At 68.7% G+C, this 20,867-nt stretch carries 20 protein-coding genes and 1 pseudogene; 12 read left to right on the forward strand and 9 right to left on the reverse strand.

The features are described from left to right. Positions 1–2 precede the first annotated feature (2 nt). The 6 genes from GC106_RS24580 to GC106_RS48045 all read left to right on the forward strand — a co-directional run bounded on the left by GC106_RS24580 (position 3) and on the right by GC106_RS48045 (position 6,701). A complete protein-coding gene (locus GC106_RS24580; protein WP_173135180.1) occupies positions 3–1,139 on the forward strand; it encodes a DUF58 domain-containing protein in 1,137 nt (378 codons plus the stop codon). Further along, positions 1,136–3,130, forward strand: a complete 1,995-nt coding sequence (locus GC106_RS24585; RefSeq protein WP_173135182.1) for a transglutaminase TgpA family protein — start codon at positions 1,136–1,138, stop codon at positions 3,128–3,130. Before GC106_RS24580 ends, GC106_RS24585 begins: the two co-directional genes overlap by 4 nt. Beyond that, entirely contained in the window at positions 3,127–4,305 is a 1,179-nt protein-coding gene (locus GC106_RS24590; RefSeq protein WP_173135183.1) for a serine/threonine protein kinase, read from the forward strand. The genes GC106_RS24585 and GC106_RS24590 overlap by 4 nt, the downstream gene beginning before the upstream one ends. Before the next feature lie 17 nt (positions 4,306–4,322). Then, positions 4,323–5,120 carry an FHA domain-containing protein gene (locus GC106_RS24595; RefSeq protein ID WP_312872818.1) on the forward strand — a complete coding sequence of 266 codons (798 nt, stop codon included), beginning with the start codon at positions 4,323–4,325 and terminating at the stop codon, positions 5,118–5,120. A gap of 94 nt (positions 5,121–5,214) precedes the next feature. Then, positions 5,215–5,523 (forward strand): DUF6355 family natural product biosynthesis protein, encoded by a 309-nt coding sequence (locus tag GC106_RS24600; RefSeq protein ID WP_173135185.1) that lies wholly within the window; start codon positions 5,215–5,217, stop codon positions 5,521–5,523. A 371-nt stretch (positions 5,524–5,894) separates the two neighbouring features. Beyond that, positions 5,895–6,701 carry a hypothetical protein gene (locus GC106_RS48045; protein ID WP_173135188.1) on the forward strand — a complete coding sequence of 269 codons (807 nt, stop codon included), beginning with the start codon at positions 5,895–5,897 and terminating at the stop codon, positions 6,699–6,701. Here GC106_RS48045 and GC106_RS24610 read toward each other — a convergent pair. After that, positions 6,685–7,602 carry an SDR family NAD(P)-dependent oxidoreductase gene (locus GC106_RS24610; protein ID WP_173135190.1) on the reverse strand — a complete coding sequence of 306 codons (918 nt, stop codon included), beginning with the start codon at positions 7,600–7,602 and terminating at the stop codon, positions 6,685–6,687. The two genes, GC106_RS48045 and GC106_RS24610, sit on opposite strands and share 17 nt — an antisense overlap. Positions 7,603–7,730: 128 nt before the next feature. On the opposite strand from GC106_RS24610, the gene GC106_RS49425 reads away from it, so the two are divergent. Both GC106_RS49425 and GC106_RS24620 read left to right on the forward strand, forming a co-directional pair. Next, a complete protein-coding gene (locus tag GC106_RS49425; RefSeq protein WP_173135193.1) occupies positions 7,731–8,792 on the forward strand; it encodes a sensor histidine kinase in 1,062 nt (353 codons plus the stop codon). After that, positions 8,789–9,427, forward strand: a complete 639-nt coding sequence (locus GC106_RS24620; protein ID WP_173135196.1) for a response regulator — start codon at positions 8,789–8,791, stop codon at positions 9,425–9,427. The genes GC106_RS49425 and GC106_RS24620 overlap by 4 nt, the downstream gene beginning before the upstream one ends. A gap of 57 nt (positions 9,428–9,484) precedes the next feature. Here GC106_RS24620 and GC106_RS24625 read toward each other — a convergent pair whose 3' ends face one another. From GC106_RS24625 to GC106_RS24635, 3 genes are read right to left on the reverse strand one after another with little or no spacing between them, the layout of a single operon-like run. Then, on the reverse strand, positions 9,485–10,339 hold the full coding sequence (locus tag GC106_RS24625) for an SRPBCC family protein (RefSeq protein WP_173135199.1): 855 nt from the start codon (positions 10,337–10,339) through the stop codon (positions 9,485–9,487). Further along, entirely contained in the window at positions 10,332–10,877 is a 546-nt protein-coding gene (locus tag GC106_RS24630; RefSeq protein ID WP_173135202.1) for an ArsR/SmtB family transcription factor, read from the reverse strand. Before GC106_RS24630 ends, GC106_RS24625 begins: the two co-directional genes overlap by 8 nt. A 34-nt stretch (positions 10,878–10,911) precedes the next feature. Continuing rightward, entirely contained in the window at positions 10,912–12,378 is a 1,467-nt protein-coding gene (locus tag GC106_RS24635) for a hypothetical protein (protein WP_173135205.1), read from the reverse strand. A 19-nt stretch (positions 12,379–12,397) separates the two neighbouring features. On the opposite strand from GC106_RS24635, the gene GC106_RS49430 reads away from it, so the two are divergent. Continuing rightward, on the forward strand, positions 12,398–14,320 hold the full coding sequence (locus tag GC106_RS49430; RefSeq protein WP_173135208.1) for a GH36-type glycosyl hydrolase domain-containing protein: 1,923 nt from the start codon (positions 12,398–12,400) through the stop codon (positions 14,318–14,320). Here GC106_RS49430 and GC106_RS24645 read toward each other — a convergent pair. Next, positions 14,302–14,892, reverse strand: a complete 591-nt coding sequence (locus tag GC106_RS24645) for a DJ-1/PfpI family protein (protein WP_246366661.1) — start codon at positions 14,890–14,892, stop codon at positions 14,302–14,304. The genes GC106_RS49430 and GC106_RS24645 overlap by 19 nt on opposite strands. Positions 14,893–14,964: 72 nt before the next feature. Between GC106_RS24645 and GC106_RS24650 the strand changes: the two genes are divergently transcribed. Further along, entirely contained in the window at positions 14,965–15,906 is a 942-nt protein-coding gene (locus tag GC106_RS24650; protein WP_173135214.1) for a GlxA family transcriptional regulator, read from the forward strand. Here GC106_RS24650 and GC106_RS24655 read toward each other — a convergent pair. Then, positions 15,892–16,461, reverse strand: coding sequence for a hypothetical protein (locus GC106_RS24655; RefSeq protein ID WP_173135217.1), 570 nt, complete (start codon positions 16,459–16,461; stop codon positions 15,892–15,894). The genes GC106_RS24650 and GC106_RS24655 overlap by 15 nt on opposite strands. A 9-nt stretch (positions 16,462–16,470) precedes the next feature. Next, positions 16,471–17,526 (reverse strand): transcription termination factor Rho, encoded by a 1,056-nt coding sequence (rho, locus tag GC106_RS24660; protein WP_173135220.1) that lies wholly within the window; start codon positions 17,524–17,526, stop codon positions 16,471–16,473. A gap of 168 nt (positions 17,527–17,694) precedes the next feature. On the opposite strand from rho, the gene GC106_RS24665 reads away from it, so the two are divergent. Both GC106_RS24665 and GC106_RS24670 read left to right on the forward strand, forming a co-directional pair. Continuing rightward, a complete protein-coding gene (locus GC106_RS24665; RefSeq protein ID WP_246366662.1) occupies positions 17,695–18,255 on the forward strand; it encodes a TetR/AcrR family transcriptional regulator in 561 nt (186 codons plus the stop codon). Between the two features lie 19 nt (positions 18,256–18,274). Continuing rightward, a complete protein-coding gene (locus tag GC106_RS24670) occupies positions 18,275–19,042 on the forward strand; it encodes an imine reductase family protein (protein ID WP_173135223.1) in 768 nt (255 codons plus the stop codon). A gap of 5 nt (positions 19,043–19,047) precedes the next feature. On the opposite strand, the pseudogene GC106_RS24675 reads toward GC106_RS24670, so the two are convergent. After that, positions 19,048–19,453, reverse strand: a pseudogene (locus GC106_RS24675) (M4 family metallopeptidase); the annotation flags it as partial. Continuing rightward, positions 19,454–20,650, reverse strand: coding sequence for a threonine synthase (locus tag GC106_RS24680; RefSeq protein ID WP_173135225.1), 1,197 nt, complete (start codon positions 20,648–20,650; stop codon positions 19,454–19,456). It abuts the pseudogene before it with no gap. Positions 20,651–20,867 lie beyond the last annotated feature (217 nt).

A 20,867-nucleotide genomic window follows, 5' to 3' on the forward strand; every position in this document is an offset into this window, starting at 1 on the left:
CGATGCGCTTGACCCGGCGTGGAATCGCCACCCTCGCCGCCGCGGCCGTTCTGATCGGGGCGGGCGCGGTGCTGGGTTACGCGGTGCTGCTCGCACTCGGGGCGATCGGGGTCGGCGCCGTTCTGGCGGCTCTCGCCGTCGCGGGCCGCAAACCGCGGGTGGACGTGGCCAGGGACGTGTACCCCGACCGGGTCGAACGCGGGAAGCGGGCCGGTATCACCCTGCGCGTGCACAACCCGGGCACCCGGCGGCAGCCCGGCTTCACGGCGGTGGATCGCTTGGGCGCCAGCACATTGCGGATCGCGGTGCGGTCGCTGGCCCCGGGTGCCGAACAGTCCTACCTGAACGAACTGCCGACCTGGCAGCGCGGCAGGCACGAGGTCGGGCCGTTGACCCTGCGCCGCAGTGACGCGCTCGGCCTGGGGCACAACGAGGTTTTCATCGGGACGACCGCGACCTTGTGGGTCTACCCGAGAACACACCCGGTGCGCTCGGTCGCCGGCGGTCTTCCGTTGCACCACCACGAAGGCGCGGCGAACGAGACGTCACCGCGCGGTTCGTTGGACATCCGTGAGGTCCGCGAGTACGTGCCCGGCGACGAAGTGCGTCACCTGCACTGGAAAGCGACCGCGCGGACCGGGCAGCTGATGATCCGCGACTACGCCGACCCGCAGCAGCCGCAGTTCACGGTCCTGCTGGACAACCGCCCGGTCATCCCGGCCGAGCCGGAGTTCGAGGAGGCCGTCGAAGTCGCGGCGTCACTGGTGGTGGCCGCGGCCAAGGCGGACAACCGTTGCCAGCTGGTCACTCCGGGTGGTCTGGACGTCACCACGACACCCGGGGCGGCCGCCGTCCGGCGACTGCTGGACGAATTGTGTGTGCTGGAGCGCGCTTCGACCACCCATCTCCCGCTTGTGCCGACCGCGTTGGCGCAGTCGTGGGGCGGGCAGTTCGTCGTGATCTCGTCCGCGGTGTCGGCCGCCGACCAGGCCGCGTTGGCCAGGCTGCGCGGGCGTTACGCGGATCTCGTGGTGATCACGTTGGGTCACAGTGCTGTCGCGGTGCCCGGCGGCAAGATTCTGAAAGCGACGGACGCTGTGGACGCGACCCGGCAATGGCAGACGGTGATCGCCAGATGAGAATCCGTGCACTGTGGGTGTTGCTCGCCTCGGCGATCCCCGGTCTGCTGTTCGCGCCGGTCTTCGGCCTGCGGCCCTTGCTGCTGCCGATCGCTGTCGTCCTCGTGGCCTGCTACGCCGCGGTCGAACTGTGCATCCGGGTCAAGGTTCTGCAGGCATGGCGGCCGTTGATCACGGCGGTCCTGGGCCTGGTGGCGTTGACCTTCGTGCTGTTCGGTGCGCCGAGCGTGAGCGGTGTGGTCGCAGGCTTGACGGAGTCGTGGCAGCTCACCCTGCAGTCGACGTGGCCCGTGCGGCCGGACGCCGAACTGATGGTGTTCGTGCCGATCCTCGTGTTGCTGGCCGCCGTGCTCGGCCTCGAACTGCTGCGCTGGCCCGCTCTCGCGCTGCTGCCCAGCATCGCGGTGCTCGTCCTGAGCCAGACGTTCGTCGCCCTGTCCGGAACGACCGCCGTCCTGGCGGCTCTGGGATTCGCCGTGGTGGCCGCGGGCTTGTACATGCCGGTGCGGCCGGGCCTGATCCTCGTGCCGACGGTCGTCCTCGGTCTGGTCGGCGCGGCCGTGGCCGCGTTGATCGACACGGGTGAGCCGTACTCGTTGCGGCAGAGTGATTCCGCGCTGGTTCCGTTGCCGCGGACGATCAGCCCGCTGAGTGAGGTGGGGGCCAGGCTGGCGAAACCGGAGACGCCGGTCTTCAGCTACACCAGCAGCGGACCGGTCGACCGCTGGCGGCTGGTCGTGCTGACCGAGTTCAACGGCGTCACCTGGGAGCCCGCCAACGAGTACCGCAGGTTCGGGTCGCAGCTCGATTCGCCGGTCAGCGCCCCGGCGACACGCTACTCGGCGAAGATCCAGGCACCGGACGGGCAGTGGCTGCCCAGCCAGGCGATGCCGGCGTCGGTCACCGGCACCGCGCCGCTCGTCGACCCGTCAACGGGCGCGCTGCTGCTGCCCGAACGCCGGGGCGCGGTGTCGTACGAGCTGAACTGGTGGGAACCGCAGGCCGGCGACAATCTCCAGGACGCCGCCCTGACGTCGACCGGCCAGCCCGGCGGTCTCGGCGTGATCCCACCGGGCATCGCCGAACTGGCCACCAGGGCCACCGCGGGGATGCGGCCGTCGTTCCGGACCGCGCTGGTGCTGGAGCAGTACCTCCGCCAGAACTACAACACCGCGACCGGCGGGGACCTGCCGACCGGTAGCGGCTGGCCGCAGTTGCGCAGGTTCCTGCTGGAGACCAAGCGGGGCACGAGCGAGCAGTTCGCCGCGTCCTATGTGGCCCTGGCCAGGATCGTGGGCATCCCGGCGCGGCTCGCGGTGGGATACCGCGCGCCGCGGACGCCGGTCGGCGCGGACACCGTCGTGCACAACCGCGATGTCTATGTCTGGCCCGAAGTCTCGGTCGCCGGAGTCGGGTGGGTGCCGCTTGATCCGATGGGCGGGGCGAGTGGTGCCGGACCGGCGCCGTCCCGGCTGGCGCAGGTGACCGCGAAGGCCCGGGCCGAGTTGCCGCCGACGAACCAGTTGCCCGATCCGCCGCTGCCCGCCTCGGAGACCGACGACGACAACGGCGGCGGACCGGCCGTCTGGCAGGTGGCGCTGCTGGTCGTGCTCGGTCTCGTGGCGTTGCTTGTCCTTGCTGTGCTCGCTGTTCCGCTGGTCAAGGTGTTCCGGACGCTGCGGCGCAAACGGCAGACCGGGACGCAGGGAGTCGTGGCCGCGTGGCTGGAGGCCAAAGACCTCATGCGGGCGTACGGAACCCGTGTCACACCGGGGATGACCGCCCGTGACCTGGCCAGAGCGACCTCCGATCGTTCTATTGTGGACAGCCTGACCGGACTGGCCGGACAGCTCGATGTGGCCCTGTGGTCCGGTGCGGGGGCGACCGACGGTGCGGTCGCCGAGGCGTGGACCTCCGTCCGGCGGATCCGCAGAACGTTGGCCGGTCGCTCGTGGGGTGCGAGACTCCGGGCGGTGTTCGTGATCCGATGACGCCGACCTTGCTCGGCCGCGGCCCGGTCGCCGTGGTCTACGCCAGCACCGCCGCGGGACGGCCCGTGGCGGTGAAGGTGTTTCCCGGCAAGTTCGACCGCAAGACCCTGGCCGTGATCGAACGGGAACGCCAGAAGCTGGTCGAACTCGCGGCGTCGGTGCCGGTCCTGCCGATCGACGCCCTCGGCCAGTGGGAGGACAAGCACGCGCTGCGGATGGAGTTGTGCCCCGAGTCGCTGACCACCCGGGTGAAGCGCAGCGGTGCGCTGGACGTCGAGGACGTCGTCGAACTGGGATACGGCCTGGCGTCCGCGCTGGCCGCGGCGCATGCGGCCGGCGTGCTGCACGGTGGTGTCAGCCCGGACAACGTGCTGTTCCGTTCCTCCGGGCAACCGGTGCTGTCGGACTTCGGAGTCGCGACCCGGCAGGCATTTCGCCGGAACCCGTTGCACGCTGTGGAGTTCGTGCCGCCGGAGACGCTGCGGACCGGCGCCGCGGACGAACGTACCGACGTCTACGGCCTGGGCGCCGTGCTGCACTTCGCGCTGACCGGCGAGTCGCCGCACCCGAGCCGGATCGGGGAGCAGCCGGGCGAGCGTGTGCTGCGGGTGCTCGGCGACCCGGTCCCGGCCATCAGCAGGCCGGACGTCCCGATCGAACTGTCCACGATGGTCGCGCGGATGCTCACGCCCGAAGCGGCACGCCGGCCGGACAAGGCGACGTGGGCGTTGGAACGCCTGGGCGCCATGCTGCCTCGGCCCGTCATGAACATCACCGTCCCGGCGCCCAGACGGAAGTCGCGGATCGGCTACTTCGTGGCGGGCGGCGTTCTCGCTGCCGGGCTCGCGGCCGTGCCGTTCCTGTGGCCCGAGTCGGACGCGGCCGCACCGCAACCGTTGCCGCCCCAGCCGATCACTGTGGAGCTGGCTGAGCCGGTCGACCAGACCGACCATGTGGTGCTGACGTGGACGACTTCCCAGACGCTGGACGGCGTCGTGGTCGTGACGCCGGACGGACAGCCCGCCCGGCACGTGTTCTTCGAACGCGGCCAGACCACGATGCGGGTTCCCGTCGAGCCGAAGCGCGGGTACTGCTTCCAGATTCGGGGAACCAACAGCGAGCGGGTCTTCGAGAGCAGGCCGAAGCCGGTTCGAGGGGCGGTGTGCCAGAGGTGACGCCAGGAGGTCGGAACGTGAACCCTGAGTTGAGATACGCGGGCGGACTGCTGTTGCCGCAGGGACATGACAGCCTGGTCCACGGGGTCGGCCGCGCGGTGTCCGGATCGGTGCACGCGCTGGCGCTCGGCGGCGGCTACTCGGTCGGCCCGAGCGAGGGCCGGATAGTCTACTTCGGACGCAACCGGCCCGAGGTGCACGTCTGCATCGGCGAGGACGACCGCCAGGTCAGCCGCAGGCACGGCGAACTGCGGCACTGGCAGGGCCGCTGGTGGCTGCGCAACACCGGCCGCCGCCCGATCCGGCTGCCGCGATCCCAGTGGCTGTTCGCCGACGAGGACGCGATTCCCCTGGCGGAGGGCTACACACCGCTGCACGTCCCGGGTTCCCGCGAGCGCGAGCACCTGCTCGAAGTGTTCGTGACGGGTTCGGACGGCAGCAAACCGGCGTCGCGGCACACCGAGCGGACCGACATGCCCCGGCGGTACGAGCTGAGCGACGAGGAGCAGATCGTCCTTGTCGTGCTGGGACAACGGTATCTGCTGCACGACCCGACGGCGCGACCGCTCACGTGGCACCAGGCGGCCGAACAGTTGGCCGAACTGCGCCCGGAGATCGCGTGGACGGCCAAGAAGGTCGAACACCGGGTGAAGGTCGTGCGGGAACGGCTGTCGCGCGACGGCGTGCCCGGCCTGACCCGGGAGGAGGTCGGCGAGCCGGTCGGCAACGCCCTGAACGACAACCTGATCAGGGAACTGCTGCGCTCGACGACCCTGGTGCCCCGGGACCTCGCCATGCTCGAAAACCCCTCGTGAGTGTTTATCAGGGTTAGAACCCGGATAAACACTCACGAGGGAATTGGGGAATACCCGCTCAGCGGGCGGCGTGTTTGGTGTAGCGTTCCGGCCCGTGAAGAAGCTTGCTATCGCATTCGCCGGGGCCGTACTCGGTTGTCTGGCCATCGCTCCGAGCGCGGGAGCCGTCGAAAACTCGTCGGCCGGTGTTCAGACGTTCTACGACTGCGGATTCGTGCCCGCGTACAAGACGCCCAACAATCGTGCGCTGTACAACCACTGTGGCAGCGGCCCTGTCAAGATCATCGTCGAGAACATCTGGTTCGTGGACAGGGAAAGGTGTGTCTCGGTGGGTCTGACCGACATCGAGTACTACAGCGGCGGCTACACGACGCGTGACGCCTGGCACGTCGGCAACTGCTGAAACCTGTATCCACCATAAATGAACCCGGCGGCCCACTCGGGCCGCCGGTTTCGGCATTTTCTCGGCTGATTCAACCCATTTCAGCGGTGCCTTAAACCCCCTGCTGAGGGATTGTTTCAGGGCTCTGTGAAGGCCCTTTTACGGCGGTTTTGACGGAGCGGTGGGCCGGAATTGAGATGGTGGTCGAACGGCCTTCGTCCACCCAGCCGCCGCGTTCGTCCGGCACGTTGCCGAGGTGGCCGTCCTGCCGACCGTGGTACCAGATCTCCGCGATCCTCGGCGCGTCCCATGGCCGCGGTATGCACTTCGCATGGTGGAAAGATGACATCTCGCGGGTACGGGTTGTGCGGCCCGGACCGCACGCTCAGTACATGACTCAAGCACTGAACCTCAACGGGCGGTTCGCCCGGCATTACGTCGAGATGGTCGTCGCGATGGTCGCGGGGATGCTGCTGTTCGCTCCGGTGTGGACGATCGCGCTGAGCTGGTGGTCGCCGCTGACCCGGCCGGACGTCGAAGCGCTGGTGATGGCCACGAACATGACGGCCGGCATGTCGATCTGGATGCGGGTCCGTGGCCACGGCTGGCCGGCCGTCGCGGAGATGGGCGCGGCGATGTACGTGCCGTTCCTGCTGTTGCTCGGTCCCTACTGGTTCGGCCTGGTCTCCGCCGACGTGGTGATGATCGGCGGGCACGTGCTGATGTTGCCGGCGATGCTCGTCGCGATGTTGCTTCGTCGCACCGAGTACACCGTCCACCACCACCGTGAGGCAGCACCGTCGGGCAAGTTCGTCATGGCGTTGAAGCACCGGTGGCCGACGTGGCTGGCGTTGCTCGTGACGATCGAGACCTGGATCGATCCGCTGTACCCGCCGGCCGTCGTGATGATGATCCTGCCCACCGCGTACCTGGCGATCGGCGCGTTCCGCAAGCGTTTGCGGGAACCCGGCGTGCTGCCCCTCCAGCTCGCCGGATTCGCCGCCTACCTGGTGCTCGTCGGCGTGGCCCTCTCGGTTCCGGACGAGGTGGCCAAGTACCTGATCGGCGTGGGCTGGCTGGCCCACGGGATCTGGGACTACTTCCACCACCGCTTCGACAAGGTCGTGCCGCGGGCGTTCGCCGAATGGTGCGGCGTGGTCGATGTCGTCATCGGCGTCACGGTCATCCTGATGGTGTGACCGCGGCCGGGATCGGCGGCATGACCATCTTGCGGCCCGCCGAATCGCCGCCGTCCACGTGCACGCAGGCGCCGGTCATGAAGGGGAAGTCCCCCGACGCCAGCCCGAGCACGGCGGCGGCGATCTCGTCGGCGGTGGCCATCCGCTCCATCCCGCCCACGTTCAACGGGCCCCACAGGGCCTTGAACCGCTCCCAGTCCGGGTCGGGAATGCCGGGCGGACGGCTGAACGGCGTGTCCGTCGTGCCCGGCATGATCGCGTTGATCCGGATCCCCTGCGTGGCATACGCCAGCGCGACCGCCTTCACCAGCCCGTTGATCCCCGCCTTGCTCGCCGAGTAGGCCGCGCCGTCGGGCCGTGCCCGCTCGGCGGACAAGGACGAGGTGCACACGATCACGCCGCCCTTGTTCCTGAGCATGTGCGGCACCTCGTGCTTGATCGCCAGGAAGGTGCCGCGCGTGTTGGTGTTCAGGACGTCGTCCCACTCCGCCAGCTTGACCTCGTGCGGCAGTCCAGGGCCACGGATGCCCGCGTTGTTGACGGCGATGTCCAACCGGCCGTACCGCGCCACGATCTGGTCGACGAACGACTTCACCTGGTCCTCGTGCCGGACGTCCGCCTGGACGTAGTGCGCCTCGCCGCCCGCCCGCCGGATCTGCGCCACGACCTCGTGACCCAGCTGTGTTCGCCGGCCGCAGAACCCCACTTTGGCGCCCTGGGCCGCGAAAGCCAGGGCCGTCGCCCTGCCGATGCCGGACGTCGCCCCGGTGATCACGACGACCTTGCCGTGGAAACGGCGTTTCGACTCCCTGGCCCCGTGCTCGGCGGCGGCCGGCGTCCCGGCGAGCATCGCGGCGGTCGTCCCGCCTGCCGCGGCCGTGAGCAGAGTGCGCCTGTTCATCCTCGATCCCTCCCGATGTGGTCTCGCGGATCACTCTGGCCCGGCGGGACACCGCCGCGGATCCGCCCAGTGGCCGGGATTCCGGCCAGTCGGGGGAGTTCTCAGCTTCGCCCGGCTACCGTGCTCGCGTGGTGCCCGCATGGCTTGACCAGTTCTTCGACCGACGTGCCATCCCGCTGCGGCTGCTCGTCCTTGTGGCCGTCGCCACGAGCTACTTCCTGTTCATGAGCACGCCCAACGGGCTTGACCTGGTGCTCGTTTCGTTGGCGGTCACGGCCATGGCGGCCGGCCCACGGTGGCCGTTGGCTGTTGTGCTGACACAGGCAGGTTTGCTCGCGTTGGCGACCTCGGCGGACGCCAGTCACCTAACCTTGAAGGTCCTGGCCGGTGTCGCGCTCTTCGAGCTGGCGATGCGCCGGTCCGGCTGGCCGCTGCTCGTGGCGGCCGTGGCCGTGACCGCGGTGTACGGGCTGTACCGTCCCGATGACGTGCCAGGGCTGGTGTTCCGTGCGGTGATGGTCATCGGCGGCCCGATTCTGCTTGGCACGTATGTGCGTTCCGTGCGGCAGTTGGCTCAGGCCGAGGTCCGCACGTCCGTCGCCCGCGAGTTGCACGACCTTGTCGCGCATCACGTGTCGTCCATCGTCCTGCGCGTGAAGGTGGCCCGGCAGGTCCTGGCGCCTTCGGACGAGCGGCTCCGCCAGGTTCTGGACGACGTGCACGAGACGGGCGTGGCCGCGTTGGCTGATCTTCGGCAGTTGGTGACGGTGTTGCGTGACCCGGATCAGACCTTCGTCGACCCGGAGTCGTTGCCTTCGGCTGTCGAGGCCGCGGTCGCCCGTGCCCGGAAGGCCGGGCTGCGCGTCGACGCGTCGGTTGACCCAGCGCTTGCTCAACTCGACCCGACTCGTGGCCTCACGGTGTTGCGGTTCGCCCAGGAAGGTCTGGCCAATGTGGCCAAACATGCCGGAACCGCGGCCAGGACCCGGTTGGCGACGTCGGTCAGCGGCGAGGTGGTGCGGCTGGAGATCCGGGATGACGGCGGTGACTTCTCTGTGGCTGGGCGCGACGAGCCGGGGCACGGGTTGACGGGTCTGCGAGAGCGGGTGGAGATGCTGGGAGGAACGTTGGAGGCAGGCGCGCACGGGCACGGATGGCGTCTGCTGGCAGTCATGCCGGTGCACTCGTGATCCGGATACTGCTGGTGGACGACCAGAAGCTGGTGCGTGCCGGTCTGCGAATGCTGTGCGGCGCGGCTGACGACCTGTCCGTGGTGGGGGAGGCCGCCAACGGGCAGGAAGCGGTGCGGCTGGTCGAACGTGTCCATCCCGACGTCGTCCTGATGGACCTACGGATGCCCGGCATGGACGGGATCGTTGCGACCAAACGCGTTCTCGGCGCGCGTCCGGCCGTCCGAGTGCTTGCGTTGACGACTTTCGACGATGACAACCACCTGTATCCGGCTCTTGCCGCGGGTGCTTGTGGCTTCCTGGTCAAGGATTCCGAGCCGGACGAGTTGCTGGCCGGAATCCGCCGCGCCTTCGCCGGGGACAGCCCGTTCAGTCCTCCGGTGCTGCGCCGGCTTGTCTCGCGGGCGTTGCGGGCCGAAGGTGGTGGGCCCGCGCTCCCGGAGATGACTGCCCGGGAACGGGAAGTGCTGGCGTTGGTGGGGGCGGGCTTGTCCAACGGCGAGATCGCGAGGCAGTTGCACGTCGGGGTGACCACGGTGAAGACGCACGTCGCCAGCCTGCTGGCCAAGACGGGATGTCCTAACCGGATTCGGCTGGCGGTGCTGGCCGCCCAGGCCGGCCTGGCCCCCTCGTGAGTGTTTGTCCGTGTTCTAACCCTGATAACCACTCACGAGGGTTTACCAGGGGGTTTGTCAGGGCTCGGGGAGGTCTGTGGTGAGGGGGTTCCAGTTCGGGCCGAGTTCGTGCATGCGCTTCAGTTCCGCCAGGCCGCTGAACCAACCCGCCTCGTGCTGGGCCGCGCTGTCGAGCTCGTCTTCGCCGTATCCACTTTGGACGAACGTCAGGTAGGTCTTTCCTTCCGTTCCTTCCAGTTCCCAGTGGACCACAGCGCCTTCCTCGTCGCCGTAGACCAGTTTCCGGTTCGGTTCGAACTCGAAGATCCTGCCGTCGACGCCCATGGTCATCCTGCCGCCGACCCGGGGTTCGACTTCGGCTTCCCAGCCGAACCAGCGCTGGATCGCCGCGGGATCGGTCAGGCTGGCGAACACTTCCGGCGGCGGTGCCGCGATGGTCACCGTGGCCCTGATCTCCGAAGACCTCGCCGGGCCGAAGTCCGCCTTGACCGGCTGGGGCCTGCCGTCCAGGTATTCCGCCAGGTTGGCCAGGGCCAGGCCCCAGAAGGTGTGCATCGAGTGCCTGCCGTCCCGGCGGCCGGGCGGGTTCATCAGTTCTTCGAGCGTGGGCAGGTTGGTCTGCTGCAGGCGCAGAGTCGTTCCCGTGTCCGTTGCGGTCAGGTCGATCGAGACCGTCGTCTCCTCGGAGTCGAGGATCCACGTGAAGGTCAGCGGGGACGCGGACACGAGCTTCTGCGCCGGTTGGGCACCCTGGGGTGTGTACTTGCCCCAGAACGTGAACTGGTTGTCCGGCAACGACACTTCGGCGTGTTCGGCGAACCAGACGCGCATCGCCGCCGGGTCTGTCAGCGCCGTGTGGACCTTGGCGGGTGGATGGGACAGGTGGGCTTCCAGCCTCAGGACGTCACTCATCGGCTGCCTCCTTGGGATAGCAGGCCACGGCCAGCCGGTAGGCGTCCCCCTCGGCCCCGCCGTGGCGGGCGAACAGCTCCTGCAAGGTGGTGCGTAGGTCGTCCAGGAACGCCTTACGGTTGCCCGCCGGCAGGCGAATCTCGCCGGACACGCCCAGCGTCGGCCCGTGCTCGATCTTCGCGAGGTCGTCGTGGACTTCCTCGACGAGAGTGAGCAGGTAACCGAGGCTGAGCTCGTCCTGCACCTTCCGTGCCCCGACCGTGCCGACCAGATGGGGCGAGAGCCAGTACGACTGTGCGCTGGCCTGGTACACGCCTTCCTGGATGCCTCGCACGCGGCGTTCACTGACCTGCGTCACCAGACCGGCGTCCACCAGCTTCTTCACGTGGTAGTAGACCCGCTGCGGTGACTGCCCCAGCACGCTTCCGACTTCCGTGCACGACTTCGGTGCGGCCAGTTGCCGGAGCACTTCGACGCGCTGGGGCTTGAGCAGGGCTTCCGCCTGCTCGAAGCGGTCAATGTAAAACACCTCTTTCATGATAAGACGAGCTTGAACGTAAAAAGGTTCTTTGTCAATGCTCCGGTGGCAGCTCGTGTGAACACGTCGGAGCGCCTGCGGCTCGGGCTTGGCGGTAGCCGGGGTACGGTCCCGCGATCTCGGAGCGGGGCACGTCGGCCAACGCCAACACGGTGTCGCCCGCGGCGAGAACCTGGGCGCGCATCCGGGCGAAATCGATCGCGGCCTCGCCGAACGACGGCGCCCACAACGACCATGGGCCGGAGATCACCGCCATGGTCGGGACCAGGTGGCTGTGGAAGTGCGTGCCCAGGCCACCGAAGGAGCACTGCGGTGGTACGCGTCCGGGCACCGGCAAGTCGATGCCCGGCAGCACGAACACGCGGTCGAGGCCGTGCCGGGCGATCGCGTTCTCGGCCGCGGCGGCGAGGACCGGGCTTCCGGCGAACCAGCCGAAGGTCTCGCTCAAGCCGGTCGGCCGCAGGGTCTGGCCAACGCGCACGTACTCACGGGTACCTAGGTGTTCCAAGGCGAACGCGAACGCCACGGTTCCGTTGTCGTACTCGGCATCGAGCTTGCGCGCGTACAACTCCGTGCCCTCGGCGGGCCGATGCAGGTGACCGGTGGCGAACACGAACTCGATCGTGCGCGGACGGCACCGCGAAGGCTGGTGCGAGAAGTACTTCGCCAGGGCGAGCAGGCCGGCGTTGGCGTTCTCCTGCACCCAGGTGTTGCCGTCGGTGTTGGCGTCGAAGACGATCTTCTCCTTGCTCCGCCCCGGAAGAGTCGCGATCACCGACCGGGTCGTGGCCTGGCCGGTGACCGCCAGGACCGCGAGGTTCGCCCGGCGGCCGGCCATGTTCTTGAGGGCTTGGGCTTCGGCGCCGCCGACGAACACGCCGGGGACGCCGTAGTGCGTGCCGGTGTGCGGGTCGTAGTACCCCTTCACCTGCGATCGGGGGAAGTCGAACGCGACGATCAAGCCTGCGGCGCCTGCCTGTGCAGCCGCGACGAGGTCCCGGTCGAGGGCGGCTTCGGCGAGATAACCCCGGTCCACGGCCGGGAAGTCGCGGATGACGACCTTGCCGCGTGCGTTCGCCGCGGTGATCGGGTCACGCAGGTGGACCAGTTCCCCCGAGCTGTACAACGTCGGCTTGCTGTACGGGATCGCGCCCGCGATGGGAACAGGGTGGCCGTCGGCGAAAAGCAGGCCCGTCGACGCGAGGTCACCGGTGATCGGCAGCCAGCGGGTGATCCGGGACGTCTCCGATCGAGTGGTGATCCCGGGATTGCGCCGGACCTGGCCTTCCAGCCAGTCGACCAGCCGCCGGTGGGCCGGGCTCGCGGTGGTCCGCAGGCCGAAACCCGCGATGGTCGCGTTCAGGTGCCGCAACTCGGCTTCACTGGTGAACGCGGTCGAATCGATCACGCCGGCGCAGCCAGGTTCTCCAGTGGCTGGTGCGGCGGCAGTGACGGTGTGCGTGAGCAGAACGGCCACGAGGGCGCAGACAGATGCTCGCATGAACTGCAATGCTGGCAGTGTGAGCGCGTTCGGGGAATGGACTCGTGCGGAGGATCTGCCCGCGTTCGCGTACACGGCCGGCCCGCGACCCTGGGATCCCCTGCTCGACCCGCCGTCGACGACCCATCGCGTGCACGTGGGCAACCGCCGGATCACCCTGGTGGCCGACACCGATGGGCTTTGTGGCATCTGGGACGAACACGCCGACTGCCGCTGGATCGCCGAGCACACCGGGATGAGCGCGCTCACCGGCCTGGCCGCCCAGCCGAAGATCCTTTTTGGTCCGACGTTCGTCCGGCACACCACGGCCGACGACGACGTGGAGCTGGTCCGCACGGTGCTGTGCCCGGAAGGCGAGTCGCCGTGGGTGCTGATCCGGGTGGACATCACCGGCAGGACCGCACTGCGGCGCACTCTGACCGAGCACTGGGAGGTCCGGCCGCGCCTGGTCGATCTGGAGTTCGGGCCGCCACGCGACGAACGGCCGCCGGACATGCCCGCGATCGTGCTGGAGGAGATCGGCGGCCCGCGCGTCGCGACCGGCAACGGCCCGCTCACACTGGACAAGCACGTGGAAGCCGCGCCCGGGGAAACCACCACCGTGTGGTTCCGGTTCGGGATCGACGACGGGCCGGTGGATACCGCCGTCTACGCGAACAGTCTGCGAAAACTGCGTGAACGTCTGCCTCGCGCCCGGTCGGACCTCGCGCCGGAAGCCGAAATCGAGATCCCCTGGCACGCGGCGATGGTGACCGGAGCCGCGTGTGTCGACGGAGTGCTCGGCGGCCACACCCTGGACCAGGGTTCGGCCTATTCGTTCCGGCACGGCTTCAACGGTGCGGCCAGAGATCCCCTCCAGCATGCGCTTCCGTTGGTCTACTGTGAACCGGACCTCGCGTTGTCGGTGCTGCGCAACACGTGTGCGTGGGGCAGCCCGGACGGCGACCTCCCGTACGCTCTCGATGGCCGCAAACAGCCGTGGACCAGGCTTTTCCGGCCGTCCGACCAGAACCTCTGGGCGCTCTGGCTGGCCGCCGAGTACGCGTCGGCGACCGGTGATCTCGACGCGTTCGACCAAGTGGTGCCGTACCACCCGGTCCACGGCGCGGATCCGGTGCCGTTACGGGAGAACCTGCGCAGGCAGTTCCGGTTCTTCGTCGACCACATCGGGCTGGGCGAGCACGGGCACGTCCGCATCCTCAACGCGGACTGGAACGACCTGGCGATCGTCGAGTCCGGTGTGGACCGTGAGTGGATGGTCGAGCACGGCGAATCGGTGCTCAACTCCGCGATGGCCGCGTGGGTCCTGCCGGTGTACGCCGGACTCGCCGACCCGGACACGGCCGCCGAGGCCCGGCGGCTCGCGGCGGACCTGCGGGCCCGGGTGGCGGACGAGTGGAACGGCCGCTGGTTCCGTCGTGCTTACGGCACCGGGCCGATCGGTGACGACGACCTGTGGCTGGAGGTCCAGCCGTGGGCGATCCTGTGCGGTGCATGCGAGCCGGAACAGGCCAGGGACCTGCTGCGGACGATCGACGAGACCTGTCGGGCCGGATCGCCGCTCGGCGCCAGGGTTCGCTGGCCGGCTCCGGGTCCGGTGTGGTTCTCGGTCAACATGACGCTCATCTGGGCCGCTGCCCGGCACGATCCCGGGCTGGCCTGGGACGAGTGGCGACGGATGAGCCTGCACGCGCACGCGGCCGCGTATCCGGACATCTGGTCGGGCACGGTGTCAGGACCGGACGCGTATCTGCCGCCCGAGAGCGACCGTCCCGGTGAGACATGGGCGATGCCGGACATGGGCGTGGCGATGCAGGCCTATCCCGTGGCCAATCTGCACAGTCACGCTCAGCCGTTGCTGGCCTATCTGCGGTTGCTGGGCGTGGAACCCGGCACGAAAGGTCCCCTGCCCGGCGGCACCTTTCACTCGATGGTGCGCTGACGCTCACGCCAGACCGGACCGCGGCGCTCGAACTCGATCACCTGCTGGGCCATCAGGGCGGTGTCGATCCCGAAGAACCGCTCGACAAGCCAGAGACCGAGGTCGAGCCCGGACGTCACGCCACCGGCCGTGACCAGGTCACCGTCATCGACGACCCGGCTGCTGACGACCGTCGCGCCCATGGCCCTGAGATCCTCCAGAGCCGCGTGATGAGTCGTACACGGGCGCCCGGAGACGATCTCACCCAGCAGCAATGTGCCCGTGCACACCGATCCCACAACCATGCCGGGGCGTTGTGCGGCTTGGACAGCTTTCGCGATGGCGCCTCGGCGGACCTCCCTGTCCACTGGGGAGCCTTCGCCGTAACCGCCTCCGGGAACCAGGATCACGTCGGCCTCCGACCACAGGTCGCGGACCGCGATGTCGAAACCCGCCGAAGTGGTCACCGTGCCGGGGCCGTCGACGCCGACGTACCGGCATTCGACGCCGTCGGCGACCTCCAAGGCCGTGATCGGCCCGATGAAGTCCTGCGGTTCGACGCCTTCGTAGAGAACTGTCCGTACACGGAGCATGGCTTGATTCTTCGGCCGCCCGACGCCCGCAACCAGTGGCACGAAGGCCCATGATGCGTAATATCGAGCCATATGCACGTGGTTGCGGTTCTCGCGCTGGACGGCGTGGTGGGGTTCGATCTGACGATTCCGTGTCAGGTGTTCTCGTCGGCACCTGGCTACGAGGTGCGGGTGTGCGCGGAACGCTCGGTCACGGCGACCGCGCACGGCGAGGAGTCGTTCCGGATCTCCTCGCGCTACGGCCTTTCCGACGCGCGAGACGCGGACACGATCATCGTGCCGGGCATCTCACCCGACCAGCAGCCTGCCGAGCGGGCGTTGGACCTGTTGCGCGAGAGGGCTTCGAGCGGAGCCCGGATCGCGTCCATCTGCACGGGCGCGTTCGTGTTGGGGCGGGCGGGTTTGCTCAGTGGCCGTCGTGTGACGACCCATTGGGTTGTCGCCGGCCAGTTGGCCGCGATGTTTCCCGATGCGACCGTGGATCCGTCGGTGTTGTTCGTCGACGAAGGACAGATCCTGACTTCGGCGGGCATCGCGGCCGGGCTGGACCTCTGCCTGCACATGGTCCGGCTGGACCACGGTGCCGCGGTGGCGGCCGACACCGCGCGGGTGATCGTCATGCCTCCGCAACGGTCCGGCGGCCAGGCGCAGTTCATCGATCACCCTGAGCCGGACGTGGACACGTACGACCTTGGGCCCGTTCTGCACTGGATGCAGGACAACCTGCATGCTCCGTTGACGATCGCCGACATCGCCGCGAAGGCGACCATGAGCACTCGGAACCTGTCCCGGCGGTTCCGTGCCCAGACCGGCACCACTCCGCTGCGGTGGCTGCTTGACCGTCGTGTACAGCGGGCAAGGGAACTGCTGGAGACGACCGGGCTGCCGGTCGACCGGATCGCGCAGACGTGTGGGTTCGGCTCGCCCGAGACGCTGCGGCACCACTTCGCGAAGCACGTCGGCACCACGCCCCGGGCTTACCGGGCGACGTTCCAGCAGTCAGGCGAGCGGTAGCAGAACCTCCCGGAGCGCGGCCGTCGTGCCGGTGAACCGATGGGACGCCAGCACGTGTGTCTCGGTGAGTGGTTCCCACAGTGGTTCGCTCACCCGGATCTGGGTGATCACCAGGTGGAACGGCTTCACCGGGCGGCCGAGTTCCGCTTCCAGAGCGCGGACGACCTCGTCGACCGGAATGGCGGGCGCGTGGCTCAACGTCGCGTGATACCGGGCCGCGGGGACGGTCAGCGCGGCGAGCGCGGCACGCATGGCGGGCCGATTGGCCAAAGCGGGTGACGTCTCCACCATCGGCGCGTGGGACAGCGCCTGCGGGCCCGGGACTTCGGTACGGGACCACGCCAGCACGTCGGCCCACCAGTCCGGCCATTCCAGGGCCACTGCCGTGCGGTCGACGTTCTCGGGGACGAAGACGGGCACGGAGGGATCGAGGCTCGCGATATGCGGCCGAGTGTCCACGGACAGAGCCAACGTGTCCCGGATGTACAGCGCGACATCCACGGCGAGCGAGCCGCCGTAGCTCACGCGCCACGACTGCGTGCCACCCGGGTGCATACCGCCAGTCTACGGCCGCAATTGGCTGAGGAACTCCGCGTTGGTCTGCGTCCGGCGCAGAGTGTCCAGCAGAGCCGTGATGTCCCGGCCGTGCAGTGCGCGGCGCAGCAGCCGGGTCGCCGCGTTCTCGGCCGGAGTGAGCAGGAGATCCTCCCTGCGTGTGCCGGTCCGGGTGTGGTCGATCGCCGGGAAGATCCGCCTGCCGGCGATCTTGCGATCCAGCCGGACCTCGGCGTTGCCGGTGGACTTGTACTCCTCGAACATCAGGCTGTCGCCGACCGAACCGGTCTCCACCAGGGCGGTGGCGATGATCGTGACCGAGCCCGCGTTCTCCAGGTTGCGGGCCGCGCCGAGCAGGCGTTTGGGATGGACGAGGGCGCCGGAGTCCACACCACCGGTCAGGATCCGGCCGGAGTTCGGCGCGGCCAGGTTGTACGCGCGGCCGAGCCGGGTCAGCGAGTCCAGGATGACCACGACGTCCTTGCCGGTCTCAGCCAGGCGTTTGGCCCGTTCGACGGCCAGTTCGGCGATCGCCACGTGCTCGCCGGGCGGCTGGTCGAAGGTGGCGGCGATCACCTCGCCGGGCACCGCCCTGGCGAAGTCCGTGACCTCCTCGGGACGTTCGCCGACCAGCAGCAGCATCTGGTGGCATTCCGGGTGGTTCTTCGCGACGCCGTGCGCGATCGCCTGCAGCGCGGTGGTCTTGCCGGCCTTGGGCGGGGCCACGACCAACGCCCGCTGGCCCTTGCCGACCGGCATCAACAGGTCGATCGCGCGGGTGGTCAGCTCGTGCTGCTCGGTCTCCAGCCGCAGCCTTTCGTGGGGGTAGAGCGAGACCAGATCGGTGAACACGGGCCTTGGCCTGGGTGGCAGGCCGTTGACCAGCATGACTTCGGTCAGTCTGGAGCCGTCGGCGACACCCGAGACGGTGTCGCCGCGACGCAGTCCGTGCTTGCGGACGAGTCCCGATGGGACTGGGACGTCGCCCGGGCCGGGCAGGTAGCCCTCCGCCCGGACGTGTGCCCGTCCGTCCACAATGTCCAGTATTCCGGTTGTTTCGTGCATGATGGGTCCTCAGAGGTGGGTATGCCGGAAGAACGTCCGGCGAAGGTGGTGAAGAAACTCCGTGGGAGGCGTTCCGCCCGCATCCACAGGAGGGAGATGCCCCCGAGGCTACCCACCCGCCGTCCGGGCCGCAACAGCGTTCGGTCGCGCCTGTGGCTAAATGGATGTATGGGCAGGTTGAGTCGGACGGACCGACGTCGGCAGTTGCTGGATTCGGCGATGGAGATCATCCGGGCCGACGGCACCAACGCGTTGACGTTGGTCACGCTCGCCGAACGGGCAGGGGTGTCCCGGCCGGTCGTGTACGACCACTTCGCGACCCGGGAGGTGCTGCTGGTCGAGCTGTACCGGGACTACGACCAGCGGGTGCTGGCGACCATGCGTGACGCGTTGCAGCAGCGGGCGCGGTCGCTGGGAGCCGTCGCCTCGGTGCTGAGCACGGCGTACATCGACGGCGTCGTGGACGCGGGGGAGGAGTGCGAAGAGGTCTTCGCGGCGCTCGCGGGCAGTCCGTCGACCCGGCAGGTGTTGCGGGATTCGCGGGACTTCTACATCGCCGAGTTCCGGCGGGCGCTCGAACCGTTCGCGCGGCTGGGCCTGCCCGCGCTGACCGGGATCTTCAGCGCCGTCGAGGGCTTGGCGCGGGCCGCCGCGGAGAAGCGGATCGCACGCCAGGACGCGATCGCCACCGCCAGTCTGATCGTGAAGCGGGTTGCGGCGGCGGGCTAACCTACATAATGTAGGTTCCATGCGAACGGTGATGGTGGGGGCGAATCCCCGGGGCAAGGCGATCGCGGCTGTGCTGGGCGCGTCGGAATCCGGACTCCAGCAAGCGGACCTGGTGGTCCTCTGCGTCGAGGACTACGCACAAATCCCGGAGCTGCCGCCGGGGCCGGACGTCGTGAACCTCACGTCCGGTACGAGCGAGCAGGCCGTCGAGGCCGGGATCCGGTTCGGGGCAAGGTATCTGGACGGCGCGCTGATGGCGCATCCGGAACATGTCGGCCGCCCCGAGACCGTGCTTGTCTACAGTGGATCGCGGGAGGTCTTCGACCGGCACTCGGAACTGCTCGCCCGCCTGGGCAGGACAACGTATCTGGGCCCGGACCCGGGGACTGCGTCGCTGTACGACGCGGCGATGCTGAACTTCGCGTGGGCCACACTGATCGGCTACCTGCAGACGGCGACCCTGCTGGGGACCGCCTCGGTCAGGGCCGAGACGTTCACGCCCTTGCTGACGGACTGGCTGAAGTCGACCGTGGTGGACGTCATCTCGGACTACGCCGGTCAGATCGACGCTGGGCGCTATCCGGGCGACGAGGAATGGCTCGAACTCGACGCGCCGCTGATGCGGCACCTGATCACCGCGACCGAGCAGCGCGGACTGGACTCCGCGCTGCCCCGGCTGATCGAATCGTTGACCGCACGGGGAATCGCGGCCGGTCGTGGTGCGGAGAGCTTCGCCAGTCTCGTGGAGGTGATCCGTGGTGGCGGACCTCGGCCCGCCACCACGTGATCAGGTCACGGGCAAGTGGGTTCGCCTGACTGCGCGGGGACGCTCACCGCGTTCCACGCCGCCTTGGTGGCGTCGAACTCGGTGCAGCCAGTGGGGAACAGGGGGTCTTGGCCGCCTGCAACGTCGCGACCCGCGCACGGGCGTGGGTCCACGTCGTGGTCTTGCGCAACAGGCCGTTGTAGAAAATCTGGCCCGCCTTCTGGATCCCGATGCCTGCGATCGTCGAGTTGTCGCACGTCGGGCTGACCGGCTGCCGCCGCCCGGGTTCGTGCCCTCAGCCAGCAGGTAGAACCAGTGGTTCTGCGGGCCCGCCGCGGCGTGCACCTCGGTGTTCGGGATGGACGAGCTGTAGCAGTCCGGGTGGTTGCGCAACGAAGGCTGGTGCATGTAACGGATCGGGCCGTTGCCGACTCAGCCGAGCCGGTCACCTGGGTCGAGCGTCGGGACATCGACCTCGGCCGGGTACTTCAGGCCCGAGCCGGTGTTGAGCACGACGACCTCCTCGGTTTCCTTGATCCAGCCGGAATCGCGGAGCCGCCGGACGGCGGCGAGCGTGGCGGCGCCCTCGGGGCAGATGAACGTGCCTTCGAGGCGGGCGCACAACGCCTGGGTGGCAAGGGTGTCGGTGTCGTCCACGGCGATGGCCGTGCCGTTGGTGGCGTATAACGCTTCCAGGATCAGGAAATCGCCGAGCGGTTTGGGCACGGTGATGCCAAACGCGACAGTCTTCGGGTTCGGCCACGCCGTGCTCTCGGTCGCGCCCGCCTCGAAAGCCGCCACGATCGGGGCGCATCCGCCGGCCTGCACGGCCACCAGGCGCGGCAGCGGCCCGGTCAGCCAGCCGAGTTCCCGCATCTCCCGCAGTGCCTTGTAGATCCCGATCAGGCCGACACCGCCGCCGGTCGGGTAGACGATCACGTCCGGGCTGCGCCAGCCGAGCTGTTCGACGATCTCGTAGCCCATCGTCTTCTTGCCTTCGATGCGGTACGGCTCCTTCAACGTCGACGCGTCGAACAGTTCGCCGTTCGAGCGCGCGATCAAGGCGCCGATCATCTGGCCGCAGTCGCCGATGTGCCCGCGGACCAGATACAGCTGGGAACCGGTGATTGCCGATTCCGTCCGGTTGATCAGCGGGGCCGATTCGGGCATCGCGACGACGCTGCGCATGCCCGCCCGCGCGCCGTAAGCGGTCCAGGCCGCGCTGGCGTTTCCGTTGCTGGGCATGGCGAACGCCCGCACCCCGAGCTCGGCCGCGCGGGACACGCCGACGGCCGCACCGCGTGCCTTGAACGATCCGGTGGGGAACAGGCCGTCGTCCTTCATCAGCAGACCCGGGACGCCGAACTCCCGGCCCAACGCCGGCAGTGGCAGCAGTGGGGTCATGCCTTCGCCCATGCTGATCACGCGTTCGCGTACCGGCAGCACCTCGTGGTAGCGCCACAAGGTCGGCGGGCGCCCCGAAATGTCCGCGGGGCCGACGGTGACCGAACCGAGGTCGTATCGGGCGAGCAGGGGCGAGCCGCATACGCACAGGTTGTGGATCTCGTCGGCGTCGTACCGCTCGGCGCAGCGCGAACAGTCCAAATGAGACAGATGGCTGAAGCTCATGATCCTCATCATCGGTGTTCGCGGCCGGGAAGACGAGACAAGTGGGACCACTGTCCGCAAATTCACAGAACCCCGGGAGTGGCTTTGTCAAGCTGAGCCGTTCAATGTTCCGCGATGCAGCGCATGCCCTCTTTCAAGGAAGGTTCGTCCCGCGCGCCGAGGGCGGTGTTGCCGTGAATTTCACGACGCGGAATGACGGCGGAATGTGTGCCCGTAC

The organism is Kibdelosporangium persicum (assembly GCF_013280595.1).
GTDB lineage: Bacteria > Actinomycetota > Actinomycetes > Mycobacteriales > Pseudonocardiaceae > Kibdelosporangium > Kibdelosporangium persicum.

Bases quoted from the DNA above. Each gene is read 5' to 3' on its own strand.
- GC106_RS24670 (WP_173135223.1), top strand. From the start codon at position 18,275: ATGCGAACGGTGATGGTGGGGGCGAATCCCCGGGGCAAGGCGATCGCG.
- GC106_RS24645 (WP_246366661.1), bottom strand. From the start codon at position 14,892: ATGCTCCGTGTACGGACAGTTCTCTACGAAGGCGTCGAACCGCAGGAC.
- GC106_RS24630 (WP_173135202.1), bottom strand. From the start codon at position 10,877: ATGAAAGAGGTGTTTTACATTGACCGCTTCGAGCAGGCGGAAGCCCTG.
- rho (WP_173135220.1), bottom strand. From the start codon at position 17,526: ATGCACGAAACAACCGGAATACTGGACATTGTGGACGGACGGGCACAC.
- GC106_RS24625 (WP_173135199.1), bottom strand. From the start codon at position 10,339: ATGAGTGACGTCCTGAGGCTGGAAGCCCACCTGTCCCATCCACCCGCC.
- GC106_RS24655 (WP_173135217.1), bottom strand. From the start codon at position 16,461: ATGCACCCGGGTGGCACGCAGTCGTGGCGCGTGAGCTACGGCGGCTCG.
- GC106_RS24610 (WP_173135190.1), bottom strand. From the start codon at position 7,602: ATGAACAGGCGCACTCTGCTCACGGCCGCGGCAGGCGGGACGACCGCC.
- GC106_RS48045 (WP_173135188.1), top strand. From the start codon at position 5,895: ATGACTCAAGCACTGAACCTCAACGGGCGGTTCGCCCGGCATTACGTC.
- GC106_RS24680 (WP_173135225.1), bottom strand. From the start codon at position 20,650: ATGAGCTTCAGCCATCTGTCTCATTTGGACTGTTCGCGCTGCGCCGAG.
- GC106_RS24665 (WP_246366662.1), top strand. From the start codon at position 17,695: ATGGGCAGGTTGAGTCGGACGGACCGACGTCGGCAGTTGCTGGATTCG.
- GC106_RS24635 (WP_173135205.1), bottom strand. From the start codon at position 12,378: ATGCGAGCATCTGTCTGCGCCCTCGTGGCCGTTCTGCTCACGCACACC.
- GC106_RS24580 (WP_173135180.1), top strand. From the start codon at position 3: ATGCGCTTGACCCGGCGTGGAATCGCCACCCTCGCCGCCGCGGCCGTT.
- GC106_RS24650 (WP_173135214.1), top strand. From the start codon at position 14,965: ATGCACGTGGTTGCGGTTCTCGCGCTGGACGGCGTGGTGGGGTTCGAT.
- GC106_RS24585 (WP_173135182.1), top strand. From the start codon at position 1,136: ATGAGAATCCGTGCACTGTGGGTGTTGCTCGCCTCGGCGATCCCCGGT.
- GC106_RS24590 (WP_173135183.1), top strand. From the start codon at position 3,127: ATGACGCCGACCTTGCTCGGCCGCGGCCCGGTCGCCGTGGTCTACGCC.